The 13722-nt window shown below is 46.5% G+C and carries 6 protein-coding genes and 4 pseudogenes; 7 read left to right on the top strand and 3 right to left on the bottom strand.

Translation table 11 applies throughout. From position 1 onward, the window contains the following. Positions 1-10 precede the first annotated feature (10 nt). The 6 genes and pseudogenes from JCM10512_RS01170 to JCM10512_RS01145 all read left to right on the top strand — a co-directional run bounded on the left by JCM10512_RS01170 (position 11) and on the right by JCM10512_RS01145 (position 9942). Positions 11-1249 (top strand): hypothetical protein, encoded by a 1239-nt coding sequence (locus JCM10512_RS01170; protein WP_052517060.1) that lies wholly within the window; start codon positions 11-13, stop codon positions 1247-1249. A gap of 292 nt (positions 1250-1541) precedes the next feature. Next, a pseudogene (locus JCM10512_RS01165) lies at positions 1542-3829 on the top strand (GH92 family glycosyl hydrolase). A gap of 28 nt (positions 3830-3857) precedes the next feature. Further along, positions 3858-6175 (top strand): annotated as a pseudogene (locus JCM10512_RS01160) (GH92 family glycosyl hydrolase). 10 nt (positions 6176-6185) lie between these two features. Beyond that, positions 6186-6977 carry a basic secretory protein-like protein gene (locus JCM10512_RS01155; protein ID WP_044159657.1) on the top strand — a complete coding sequence of 264 codons (792 nt, stop codon included), beginning with the start codon at positions 6186-6188 and terminating at the stop codon, positions 6975-6977. 11 nt (positions 6978-6988) lie between these two features. After that, positions 6989-9315: pseudogene (locus JCM10512_RS01150) on the top strand (GH92 family glycosyl hydrolase). Positions 9316-9399: 84 nt separating this feature from the next. Next, positions 9400-9942, top strand: a complete 543-nt coding sequence (locus tag JCM10512_RS01145; RefSeq protein ID WP_044159863.1) for a glutathione peroxidase — start codon at positions 9400-9402, stop codon at positions 9940-9942. Here JCM10512_RS01145 and JCM10512_RS01140 read toward each other — a convergent pair. Then, positions 9920-10438, bottom strand: coding sequence for an NUDIX hydrolase (locus JCM10512_RS01140; RefSeq protein WP_044159654.1), 519 nt, complete (start codon positions 10436-10438; stop codon positions 9920-9922). The two genes, JCM10512_RS01145 and JCM10512_RS01140, sit on opposite strands and share 23 nt — an antisense overlap. 46 nt (positions 10439-10484) lie before the next feature. After that, positions 10485-11704: pseudogene (locus tag JCM10512_RS01135) on the bottom strand (S-adenosylmethionine:tRNA ribosyltransferase-isomerase). 206 nt (positions 11705-11910) lie between these two features. Here JCM10512_RS01135 and JCM10512_RS01130 point away from each other — a divergent pair. Further along, the gene (locus JCM10512_RS01130; RefSeq protein WP_044159652.1) at positions 11911-12972 is read left to right on the top strand and encodes a winged helix DNA-binding domain-containing protein; all 1062 of its coding nucleotides are present in this window, start codon (positions 11911-11913) and stop codon (positions 12970-12972) included. A 34-nt stretch (positions 12973-13006) separates the two neighbouring features. Here the strand turns inward: JCM10512_RS01130 and JCM10512_RS01125 are convergent, their stop codons facing one another. Next, on the bottom strand, positions 13007-13699 hold the full coding sequence (locus JCM10512_RS01125) for an HAD family hydrolase (RefSeq protein WP_044159650.1): 693 nt from the start codon (positions 13697-13699) through the stop codon (positions 13007-13009). Between the last annotated feature and the right edge of the window lie 23 nt (positions 13700-13722).

The following is a 13722-nucleotide window of genomic DNA, read 5'->3' as shown; positions in this document are numbered from 1 at the left end:
TGATTTTATTATGAAAAAGTTAACTTATATAGTACTTACGTTATGCTTAGCTCTTTATAGTTGTGGGATGACCGATGTGTGGAAGGATTGGGAGGATGAGGGAACCCTGAGTACCGACCGATTGAAACCTTCGGAGGTAAAGGAAATCCTATGTGCTGCCGAAGGTTGGAAAATGACTTATAAAGGCATTGATTTTTATTTCCAATTCAATGATGGCGGCTATGTTATCTCAGATACGGATGAAAGTATTCTCGAGAATAAGGTTGAAGATGGCTATCATTTGGATTTTAAAGGTGCAGACAAAGTCTTTTTGACCCTGGAAAATGCAGGTGCCTTAAAGTATCTCACCGAAGGAAGCGAAGAAACGCTTGTCATTACGGCATACACCAACCAGAAAATCACTGCTAAAGGTGAAGTTAATGGTGTGGCAATGGATTTAACCCCTGTCACGAGTGTTGAGATCAAGAAGAACGACGATGCGAAGAAAGCTGCCATTGTTGCTCGAAACAAGGCTTTATTCCTGAGTAAGGTTCAAACGGAGCTTTACAACGGAGTCATTCGGGATGCCAATGGGAAGTTCATTGCCCATTATGCGATCTCCGGTGCGAACAATGAGTCGATTAAAATCAGTGTTTTGGAAAATCGTGTGCTGACACATTATGAAAGAACCTTGACGATTGGTGCGGACGACGAAAATGGAACGTTCAATTTCGACGCTGTTACGTTGAACGGAAGCAGTGTGAAGCAAATACTTTATCGATTTGATAACAGTGCGATGAGCACAGATACTAAGTTGAGTGTTGGCCCCAACAAGGATGCGAGAGGTTTCTTTACCGGCTCTTCGTATAAGACGTATGTGATAAGCAAAAATAACAGCAAGGGAGATGCGAAAGAAGAACTATGGCAAGAATTGAGCTGGAAAAGTGTAGGGGATATCGAACTTTCCGATCGCGATGTACGGCCTCTGGTACTTTGTCCGGGATCTGAGGATGCTGTTTGGTACACGTTCTTTGATGCCAACTGGACTGTTAAGACCGAGTTCGACCGAATTTATTTCACTAAATCGAAAGGTTATATGCCCTATGGCGGTGCGGATAGAATCGCTGAAGTCGAACAGAAACTTACTAAGTTCTTTGCCGGTTGGTTCCATGCGGATGGTCTTTATGTTGTACAGGAGACTAACGGAGGAGTTGCGTATCTTTATTTTGTGAGTCCTACTACCAGCAACTGGTTTAAACTTCAGAAATGATTTGAGGAAATAAACAATGGGGTATGTCGGTTTCAGGCATACCCTTTCTATTATTTGTCTTTTGAAAGTGATAGGATACTCGAAAATTGCTGTACTCTAATTGTACACCTTTGTACGTTTGTCTTTGATTATCTATTACTTACCAAGTGCTCTAATCATCCTTTTTGTGTTTGAAATGAATATTCTTTTTTTAATACTTTGGCGTGAATGAGTACTCTCTTTCATTGAAAAAGCCTTTAATTTGCTCTTGAAAATAAATAAACAGTATAAATAGCTTAATTCGTACACCATGATGAATGTAAAAAAACTACTGATTTCTGTAACCGTTCTGCTCTGGGGAGTTTGTTCTCTTTTTGCACAGAAACAACCGGTGGATTATGTAAACCCGTTGATGGGAACCGATTCTAAAATATCGCTCTCCAACGGCAATACGTACCCTGCCATTGCTTTGCCTTGGGGAATGAACTTCTGGATGCCGCAGACCGGTAAGATGGGAGATGGGTGGGCATATACCTACGCTTCCGATAAAATCAGAGGATTCAAACAAACGCATCAGCCAAGTCCCTGGATTAATGATTATGGGCAATTCTCTCTGATGCCTGTAACCGGCAAGCTAAAGATTGACCAAGAAAGCCGGGGCTCTTGGTTCTCACATAAGTCAGAGACAGCTACGCCTTATTATTACAGTGTCTATTTGTCGGAGTATAACATGACTACCGAGATCGCTCCGACCGAACGCTGTGCTTATTTCCGTTTTACTTTTCCGAAGACAGAAGACGCCTATGTAATCATAGATGCTTTCGACCGCGGATCTTACGTCAAAGTGATTCCCGAGCAGAATAAGATTGTAGGCTATACTACACGTAACAGTGGGGGAGTCCCTCAAAACTTCAAAAACTACTTTGTGATCGAGTTCGACAAGCCGTTTGCTTCTCAGAAAGTTTGGGCGGAATATCAGCCGGTAGAAGAGCATCTCGAATTACAATCCAATCACGTTGGAGCCGCCATTGGGTTTGTTACCCGGAAAGGTGAGCAAGTACACGCTCGGGTTGCCTCTTCGTTCATCAGCTTGGAGCAAGCGGAGTTGAATTTGAAAGAGATCGGAACGAAAACATTCGATCAGGTGAAGGCAGCCGGCCGCAAAGCGTGGAACGATGTGCTGGGAAAAATTCAAATAGAAGATAACGATGCCGACCGGATGCGTACATTCTACTCCTGCCTGTATCGTTCGGTACTTTTCCCACGTATGTTCTATGAGGTAAACTCCAAAGGTGAAACGGTGCATTACAGTCCGTATAACGGAGAGGTACGACCGGGGTATATGTTTACCGATACCGGATTCTGGGATACGTTCCGTTGTCTATTTCCATTTGTTAATCTGGTCTATCCTTCGATGGGCGCCAAGATGCAGGAAGGCTTGTTGAACACCTACCAGGAAAGTGGCTTTTTCCCGGAATGGGCAAGCCCGGGCCATCGTTGGTGTATGGTAGGCAATAACTCGGCCTCCGTGGTGTCCGATGCTTTTATGAAAGATGTAACCAAGGCCGACGCCGTGAAAATGTATGAAGGATTACTGAAAGGAGCCAACAGTGTGCATCCGCGCATTGCGACCACCGGACGTATGGGATTCGATTATTATAATAAGTTAGGTTATGTACCTATGATGTGAAGATTAACGAGAGTGCTGCCCGTACGCTCGAATATGCCTATGATGATTGGTGTATTTATCGCATGGGAGAGAAACTGGGACGTCCTGCGGAAGAACTGGATATCTACAAGAAAAGGAGTCAGAACTACCGGAATCTATTTGATTCGGAAACGAAGTTAATGCGTGGAAAGAATGCCGACGGTACATTTCAGCAACCTTTCAATCCGTTTAAATGGGGCGACGCCTTCACCGAAGGAAATAGCTGGCATTACACCTGGTCGGTGTTTCATGATGTTCAGGGACTTATCGACTTAATGGGTGGTGAGAAGATCTTCGTCAGTATGCTCGATTCAGTCTTCAACCTTCCTCCTATATACGACGAGAGCTATTACGGAGGCGTGATTCATGAAATCAGAGAGATGGAGATAGCCAATATGGGTAACTATGCGCATGGTAACCAGCCCATTCAGCATATGATCTACCTGTATAATTACGCCGGCGAACCTTGGAAAGCACAACACTGGTTGCGCGAAGTGATGAATCGTTTGTATTCGGCTACCCCGGATGGATATTGTGGCGATGAAGACAATGGACAGACGTCAGCTTGGTATGTATTTACAGCGCTGGGCTTCTATCCGGTTTGTCCGGGAAGCAACGAATATGTGATGGGAGCTCCTTATTTCAAGAAAGCGACGATTGCTTTAGAGAACGGGAAGAAGCTGGAATTGGTTGCACCTAAGAATAGTGACGAGAACCGGTATATCCGTTCGTTGACCTACAATGGCAAGAACTATACAAAGAATTACCTAAACCATTTCGATCTGTTGAAAGGCGGACGCTTGGTGTTCGATATGGGTAATCAACCTGCCAAAGGAAGAGGAGTGACACCTGCCGATTATCCATACTCCTTCTCACGTGAAAGTAAAAAGTAAATCAGGGCTACATGAAACATAAAGTTATATTAATTGCAATGATGCACTAACGTTGCCTGTTTGGGCACAACAACCGGTGGACTACGTAAATCCGATTATCGGTACCAACGGAATGGGGCATACGTTTCCCGGTGCCTGCACCCCTTTTGGACTCGTACAGTTGAGTCCCGACACAGATACAATTCCACATAATGTCAATGGAGCCTATCAGAAGAATGCCTACGAATATTGTGCTGGTTATCAATACCGGGATCAAACGATTGTCGGTTTTAGCCACACCCATTTGAGCGGTACAGGGCATTCCGATCTGGCGACATCCTTTTGATGCCTGCCGTAGGCGAGGTCAAGTTGAATCCGGGACGGGCTGACCATCCGGGCGAGGGGTATCGTTCCCGTTTCACCCATGCTACCGAAAAAGCCACTCCCGGCTATTACGAAGTGATGCTGGATGACTATGGAATCAAAGCACAGCTAACCGCTACGCAACGGGTTGGGGTGCATAAATACACCTTTCCAAAAGGGAAGAACGGGCATCTGATACTGGATTTGGTACACGGTATTTATAATTATGACGGCAAAGTCCTATGGACTAACCTTCGGGTGGAGAATGATACGCTGTTGACAGGCTATCGCATAACCAACGGATGGGCACGGACTAATTATACCTATTTTGCCATCTCCTTGTCCCGCCCAATCAAAGAATACGGTTATAAAGATAAGGAGAAAGTACTCTATAACGGCTTTTGGCGTCGCTTCAATATGGAACGCAACTTCCCCGAAATATCCGGGCGTAAGGTGGTCGCTTATTTCCATTTCGATACGGCAGAAGAGTCGGAGTTGGAAGTCAAAGTGGCTCTGTCGGCGGTAAGTACGGAGGGAGCTATTAAAAACCTACGTGCCGAAACAGGTGGGAAGAGCTTTGACGAATTGGCGGAAGCTGCTCGCAACGATTGGAACAGTGAATTAGATCATTTCGAGATAGCCGGTACACCCGACCAGAAAGCTATGTTCTATACCTCTCTGTATCATACAATGATTAATCCATCGGTGTATATGGATGTGGACGGGGCATACCGCGGACTGGATCATAACATCCATCAGGCGAAAGGATTTACGAATTATACGATATTCTCGCTTTGGGATACGTACAGAGCCGAACATCCCTTCCTGAACCTGATCAAGCCGGAACGCAATGCCGACATGGTACAATCGATGATTAAGCATGAGCAGCAGAGTGTACACGGCATGTTGCCTGTCTGGAGCTTGATGGGGAATGAAAACTGGTGTATGAGTGGTTATCATGCGGTGTCGGTATTGGCGGATGCAATAGCGAAAGGCGTTGTTACAAATACGGATGAGGCTTTGAAGGCGATGGTAAGTACATCGACCGTCCCTTATTACGAAGGTGTAGCCGACTATATGAAGTTGGGGTATGTTCCTTTGGATAAGAGTGGTACAGCGGCATCGAGTACGCTGGAATATGCTTATGACGACTGGACTATTTATCAGACGGCTTTGAAAGCCGGACAGACTGATGTAGCGGAAGCCTACCGGAAGCGTGCGTTGAACTACCGGAATGTGTATGATACTTCGATCGGATTTGCCCGTCCGCGATATAGTGACGGCACTTTTAAGAAAGAGTTCGATGTCCTACAGACCTACGGAGAAGGTTTTATAGAAGGTAATTCATGGAATTTCTCTTTTCACGTTCCTCACGATGTGCTAGGTATGATCGATTTGATGGGAGGGGAGAAGACTTTTATCAAGAAGCTGGATGAGCTCTTCACCATGCATCTGCCGGAGAAGTATTACGAGCATAACGAGGATATCACGGAAGAATGTCTGGTAGGCGGTTATGTACATGGCAACGAACCAAGCCATCATGTACCTTACTTATATGCGTGGACATCGCAGCCGTGGAAGACTCAGTACTGGGTGCGTCATATTTTGAATCGCATGTACCGGAATGATATTAACGGCTTGGGCGGCAACGACGATTGCGGGCAAATGTCTGCCTGGTATCTGTTTTCGGTAATGGGTTTTTATCCGGTTTGTCCGGGTACGGATCAATATGTACTGGGGGCTCCCTATCTGCCATCGTTGAAACTGAAGCTTCCCAATGGGAATACCTTGGAAATCAAGGCTCCGGGGGTTAGTGATCAGAAGTGCTATGTACAATCGTTAACGCTGAACGGAAAGCCTTATGATAAGATGTATGTCACGCACGACACAATTTTAAAAGGAGGTGTGTGGGAATTTAAGATGAGTTCCTCACCCAATAAACGCCGGGGTTTGACAAATGAAGCCAAACCCTACTCATTGACTAAAGGAATATTAAATAAATAAAGTAGGAAAAATGAAACAGTTTTTTATTGTATGCGGATTGTGCTTGCTGGCCGGAACCATTGCTTGTTCCACCAGTAAGAAAGGAAAAAAGGATCGGCCGGAATCGGCTTGGGAGCAGTATAACGTTGGAAAGGTTTTGTTTGAAGACAAAGCGGCCGGAACGCAGGGGTCGGATATTTACGAACGGATCATTCCCGATCCGCAGACGTATATTAAAGAGCAGGCACGTACCGTACTGGCTACACTCTATCGCTCGCCAAAAGATAGTATACCACCGGTTCGGGAGATTCACTACACCTTGGAAGATATTGAAGGAATCTCTGCGAAAGGGGGAGGTAATGGAAATGTTACAATCTTCTATAGTACCCGTCACATCGAGAAATCGTTTGCCCAAAATGATACAACCAAATTATTTTTTGAGACCCGGGGCGTATTGCTTCACGAGTTGACGCATGCGTATCAGTTGGAGCCACAGGGAATCGGAAGTTATGGAACCAACCGGGTATTCTGGGCCTTCATTGAAGGAATGGCGGATGCCGTGCGAGTGGCCAATGGCGGTTTTGGAGCCAATGCCCGCCCCAAAGGTGGCAATTATATGGACGGATACCGCACAGCAGGTTATTTCTTTGTCTGGTTGCGCGATCATAAAGACCCGGAATTTTTACGCAAGTTCAACCGGAGCACCTTGGAAGTCATTCCATGGTCGTTCGACGGAGCCATTAAGCATATTCTGGGCGAGGAATTCGCGATTGACGACCTCTGGCACGAATATCAGGTTGCTGTGGGAGATATACAAGCATAAATCACAGGAAGATGTTAGTGATGATAGGTAGAAAGATGTTTTGTATTTTGTCATGCCTGGTAGCTTTGCCGGGCATGGCTCAAACAGAGAAGCTGACCGAATACGTCAATCCGTTTGTGGGAACGGATGGGTATGGGAATGTCTATCCGGGTGCTCAGATTCCTTTCGGGGGAATCCAGATTAGTCCGGATACTGATGCTAAATTCTATGATGCGGCATCCGGCTATAAATATAGTCACCCGACAATCATGGGCTTTAGCCTTACCCATTTGAGCGGCACAGGGATTCCCGACTTAGGGGATTTTTTGTTTATACCGGGAACGGGCGAGATGAAGTTGGAACCGGGTACGCATGAGGAGCCGGATAAAGGGTATCGTTCCCGCTATTCGCATACACAAGAATGGGCATCCCCTAATTATTACGGCGTGTTGCTGTCGGATTATGGGGTGAAAGCCGAGATGACTTCCGGAGTGCGCAGCGGTATGTTCCGCTTTACGTATCCGAAGTCCGATCAGGCATTTATTATGATCGATATGAATCATACGCTATGGCAGTCATGCGAATGGTCTAATCTGCGTATGATTAACGATTCTACGCTTACCGGCTATAAACTGGTGAAGGGCTGGGGCCCGAACGGCATATTTACTTTACGGCTGTCTTTTCGAAAAAACTCGATGGGCTGCGGTTTATGCAGGATAAAAAGCCGGTGGTTTATAATACTTCCCGTTACCGGAGTTCGTATGAAGCCTGGGGAAAGAATCTGATGGCTTGCCTCTCTTTTCGGGCAGAAGAGGGAGAAGAGATTACCGTGAAAACAGCGATCTCCGCTGTGAGTACAGACGGTGCGATGCGGAATATGCAAGAATTGGACGGCATGACATTCGACGGTTTGAAGGCTGCGGGCGAGCGTTTATGGGAAAAGGAGTTGGGTAAATATTCCTTAGTTGCCGATCCAAAGACGAAAGCAACGTTTTATACCTCCGCCTATCATGCGGCTTTGCACCCGTTTATCTTTCAGGACTCGGACAAGCAGTTCCGTGGGTTGGATAAGAATATCGAGAAGGCGGAAGGCTTCACAAACTATACCGTGTTCTCTTTATGGGATACTTACCGGGCCTTACACCCTTGGTTTAACCTGGTGCAGCAGAAAGTCAACGCCGATGTAGCCAATTCGATGCTGGCTCATTACGACAAGAGTGTGGAGAAAATGCTGCCTATCTGGTCGTTCTATGGCAATGAAACATGGTGCATGATTGGCTACCACGCTGTTTCGGTTTTAGCGGACATGATTGTAAAAGGGGTGCCTGGATTCGATTATGAACGGGCTTACCAAGCCATGAAGACCACGGCTATGAATCCTAATTATGATTGTTTGCCGGAGTATCGCTCGCTCGGATACGTGCCTTTCGACAAAGAGGCGGAGTCGGTTTCCAAAACGCTGGAATACGCTTACGATGATTACTGCATTGCACAGGCTGCCCATAAGCTGGGGAAAGAAGACGACTATCGGTATTTCCTGAATAGGGCTCTCTCTTACCAGACATTGGTCGATCCTGAAACCAAATACATGCGCGGCAGAGATAGCAAAGGCAATTGGCGTACCCCGTTCACACCGGTCGCTTATCAGGGACCGGGTTCGGTGCATGGATGGGGAGATATCACCGAAGGTTTTACGCTTCAATATACTTGGTATGTACCGCAGGACGTGCAGGGATATATCAACGAGATGGGTGAAGAACTGTTCCGTCGGCGTCTGGACGAGCTATTTACGGTAGAACTGCCGGACGATATTCCCGGTGCACATGATATTCAGGGGCGTATCGGAGCGTATTGGCACGGCAATGAGCCTTGCCATCACATCGCCTATCTCTACAACTACCTGCGCGAACCATGGAAATGCCAAAAGTGGGTGCGGACTATTGTCGACCGCTTTTACGGAAATACACCCGATGCGTTGAGTGGCAACGATGATTGCGGACAAATGTCGGCTTGGTATATGTTTAATTGCATGGGATTTTACCCCATTGCCCCATCTAGCAATATCTACAACATTGGTTCGCCCTGTGTGCCGGGCATAACGGTACAAATGAGTAACGGTCGGGCAATTGAGATGACAGCCGACAACTGGTCGCCGAAGAATGTGTACGTGAAGGAGTTGTATGTCAACGGAAAGAAATATGATAAATCCTATTTGTTGCATGACGATGTACGCGATGGTGTGAAACTGCGTTTTGTGATGAGTGCTAAGCCCAACTATAAACGAGCCGTTTCTGCCGAGGCTGTACCGCCTTCGCTCTCACGACCCGGACAAACGATGAAGTATCGCCCGAGCATTTAAAAACAACTGATTGTCATCTTTCGCGAAACATTCCATCTTGTTTATTCGTTTATCATAGAAAGAAACTTTTAATGTATGTTCAGTATGAAAACATTTGTTTTGATGATTGTTACGATGATATGCACCCTCTCTTTGAAAGCGCAGCATCAGTCGTTCTATGATTTTACCGTGAAAACGATTGATGGCAAAGCGTATCCTCTTTCACAACTGAAGGGGAAGAAAGTGTTGGTGGTGAATGTGGCTTCTAAATGTGGATTGACACCGCAATACGCACAATTGCAGGAATTATACGAGAAATATAAAGATAAGAATCTGGTTATTATCGGTTTTCCGGCAAATAACTTCAAGGGACAAGAGCCTGGAAGTAATGAAGAAATCGCTGAGTTCTGTTCATTAACCTACAACGTCAGCTTTCCGATGATGGAAAAAATATCCGTAGCCGGTGATGATATGGCTCCACTCTATAAGTGGCTGACCACGAAACGGCTGAATGGGAAAGAAGACGCTCCGGTGCAATGGAACTTTCAGAAATTCATGATTGACGAGAACGGCAAATGGGTAGGCTTCGTTGCACCCAAAGACAGTCCGTTCTCCGAGAAAATTGTTACTTGGCTAGAGAAGGAATAAGAGAAACCTTTTGCAGTTCTCCTTCAAAGTTTGGGGTAAAGATTTCTTTCCCCAAGCTTTTTTTTATCTCTTCGATGCTCCAGAATCGTCCTCCATCCAATTCATCGCTAGGCTGTATCTCTCCATCATAAACGGTTTTGTGTACAAAGACCAACTCTTTTTCCCGTTCGGATTCGAATACATAACTTCCCAGAAACTCGGGCGTGAAATCGGTAATACCCAACTCTTCCCGGCTTTCCCGGCGGAGAGCAATCTCTACACTCTCTCCCAAATCGATATGCCCGCCTACGGATGTATCCCATTTATCGGGCTGAATATCTTTCCACGCCGGTCTTTTTTGCAGGAACAGTTCTCCCTGACTGTTGAAAACATGTAGATGAATGACCGGATGAAGCAGCTTGCTTCCGCTGTGGCATTCTCCCCGTGTGGCAGCTCCGGTGATATTCCCCTGCTCGTCTACCAGCGGAAACATTTCCTGATTATTGTCTCTTGGCATAAATTCGTTGTTTTTTCAGATGAAACTTAGCAATCCCTGAAAGGCTCTATGGAATGAGTAAAGAAGAATCTCCGTAGCTCAGAAAACGGAAGTCATGGTTCAGCGCATAGTCGTAGATCGTACGCCAATTGCCTTTTACGAAAGCCGAAACGAGCAACAGCAACGTGCTTTGTGGCTGGTGGAAGTTTGTAACCATTGCCTTTACTATCTTATATTTATATCCCGGAGCGATGATAATCTGCGTACTGGTATGAAGTGCTTCCATCCCGTGGCGGTCGAGATAACCCAGTATCTTCTGCAATGCGACTACCGGTGGAAGTTCATCGTGCTCCTCATAAGGTTGCCATTGCCTAACGTGTAGTTCCTCCTCCGTTGCATGAGGGTTTTCCGCTAGCGTAACTCCGATGTGATACAGGCTTTCGAGGGTTCGCACAGAGGTCGTTCCTACTGCGATAGCCCGGGCATCGTGCGCAATCAGTTTCCGAATGGTTTCCCGGTTGACGGAGATATACTCCGTATGCATCTCGTGCCCTTCGATCTCTTCGCTCTTCACAGGTTTGAAAGTACCTGCTCCCACATGTAAGGTCAGTTCCTCCAGTTCAATTCCCTTTTCCCCGAGAGCTTCCAAGACGCGGGGTGTAAAATGCAAACCGGCAGTAGGAGCGGCTACCGAACCTTTTATTTTGGAATAAACAGTCTGGTAAGTCTCTTTGTCGCTATCCTGTGTATCCCGGTTTAGATACGGAGGAATGGGGAGTTCGCCGAACACCTCCAGTATATCGGCAAAGGTGACTTCCGGATTATCCCAGGAAAAGTCCACCCAATGGCTGGTTCCCCGGCATTCTCCACGCGTGGCCGTCAGTGTGATGGAGAATCCTTTGACCTCCATCTCCCGGTGTAGCGCACCCTCTTTCCATTTTTTCAGGTTACCGATCATGCAGAGCCATGCCGCGTGTTGAGTCTGCTGGAAATTCAACACATAATCGTTGGGCTGAATAGGTTCCAGACAAAATACTTCAATCAATGCGCCGGTCTCTTTGCGAAAGTGCAACCGTGCCTGAATAACTTTGGTATTGTTGAAAATCATCAAGCCCCTTCGGGCAGGTATTCGGGCAGAGAAGTGAAAACGTCCTCACTCACTTCGCCTTGGCGGTATATTAATAGTTTGGATTGATCGCGTGTAGGTAGCGGGTATTTCGCTATTCGTTCATCCGGAAGCGGGTAGTTATACGCATCAATCCGGATATGCTTGGGGTTCTCTTTCATCATTTTCATCTTTGCGTTTGCAAAAGTAATCATTATTTTGAAAAACTGATCCAAACGTGACCCCTCATTGGCTATAATCTGCCGGTTGGATTCAGCAGGCATTTGTGTCGGGCCGTAGAGTTAAGAAATAATTTGGGTATATCCGGGATTTTTCCTACTATTGTGATCTCGTATCCGAATATCCATCAGAAGATAATACAGCAGTTATGAAAATACCAGCGATCCGTTTATTGAATCAACAATTGTTGAAGCCACTTTTCAGTACCCCCAAAGAAGTAGTCTCCTGGATGGGAGCCATGCAGGCACAAGATGCCGGTATGGTTAAATGGGCCGTAGGAATCCGCACGAAGGCGGGGACGCTGCCGATGGTTGAGCAGGCTTTGCAGCGGGGAGAGATTTTGCGCACTCATGTGATGCGTCCTACCTGGCATTTAGTAGCTGCGGAAGATATTCGCTGGATGTTGAAACTGTCGGCTCCGCACGTGAAAGCCGCCAACGATTCGTATGCCAAAGGGCGGGATTTGGAGATCACGGAAGAACTTTATAAGCGCAGTCACAATTTGCTTGAAAAGATTCTTTGCGGTGGAAAGAGCCTGACCAAACAAGAAATTACCGATCAGTTCCTGCAAGCCGGGATTCAGGTCGATGTTCACCGGATGAATCGCTTTGTGGCGCGTGCCGAATTGGAAGGAATCGTTTGCAGCGGAGAAGCGAAAGGGAGCAAGCATACGTATGCACTTCTGGAAGAACGCGTTCCGCCGGTTCCGGAACTTACGAAAGATGAGGCTTTGGCGCGGTTGGGACGAAATTACTTCCGTAGTCACACACCCGCTACTTTGCAAGATTTTATTTGGTGGTCGGGTTTATCGACTACTGAAGCCCGGCAGGCGATTTATCTGCTTGGAGCTAGCTTAACGGCCGAAACATGGAACGGCCAAACCTGGTACCTGCATGAGGATAGCCGTACAAGTATGAAAACCGCCGCTTCCAGTTTGCATTTATTGCCCTCTTATGATGAATATTTGTTGGGTTACAAAGACCGTACGGATGTACTTCCCAAGGAACATTATCCGAAAGCCTTTACAAACAACGGATTGTTTTTCCCCATTATTCTTAGCAACGGAGAAGTGACCGGCAATTGGAGTAAGCCCGCAAAGAAAGGCGGGAAACATCTTACACATTCTTTTTTCCGTTCGGAAACTCTTGCGGAGGATGCTCTACTGAACCGAGGGAAGGAGGCTTATTTACAGTTTATCAGTTCGTTGTAGGCGATTGCGCATCGGGTGTGTCGGGTAGCGTTATTTAAAACAAGGCCAGCACCTCGTCCAACCGGTCGACCTGGCGCATATGCTCGTGCGTGAACGCATCTACCACTTCATGCTGCCACATGACTTCGAACGGCACGTGTATGCCGTAACCACCGATAGCCAGTACCGGCTGGATGTCCGACTTGAGCGAATTGCCGATCATAACCAGTTCGGAAGGTTCGATCTGCAAGATCTGTAGCAAGCGGAGATACGCTTTCTCATTTTTATCAGGCATTACCTCAACGTGGTCGAAGTAGGCCGACAACCCCGAGCGTGCCAGTTTGTTTTCCTGATCCAGTGAGTCGCCTTTGGTAGCTACCACTAATTTGTATTTTCCTTCTTCTCTCAACGTGTCGAGTGTTTCTTTTACCCCCGGCAGTAACTCAACCGGCATTTCCAGTAGTGATTTTCCTAAGCTGATAATCTGCTGGATGTCGGCCGGAGCAATCTCCCGATTGCTGATTTGCAGGGCTGTTTCGATCATCGAAAGTGTGAAGGCTTTGGCGCCGTAACCCAAAAGGCGGAGGTTATTCATCTCGGTTTGAAACAATGCTGCGGATATTTCTTCGGCCGTTCCATAGGGTTTCAACAGATCGACATACCTTTTCTCTACTTCTTGAAAAAAAGGTTCGTTGCTCCACAACGTATCGTCTGCATCAAAAGCGATCACTTTAATTAGCTCTTTCATCGGTCTTTTATCAGGAATTAAAC

The organism is Bacteroides reticulotermitis JCM 10512 (assembly GCF_000517545.1).
GTDB classification, from domain to species: domain Bacteria; phylum Bacteroidota; class Bacteroidia; order Bacteroidales; family Bacteroidaceae; genus Bacteroides; species Bacteroides reticulotermitis.
This window is presented reverse-complemented; position numbering and strand designations above follow the sequence as displayed.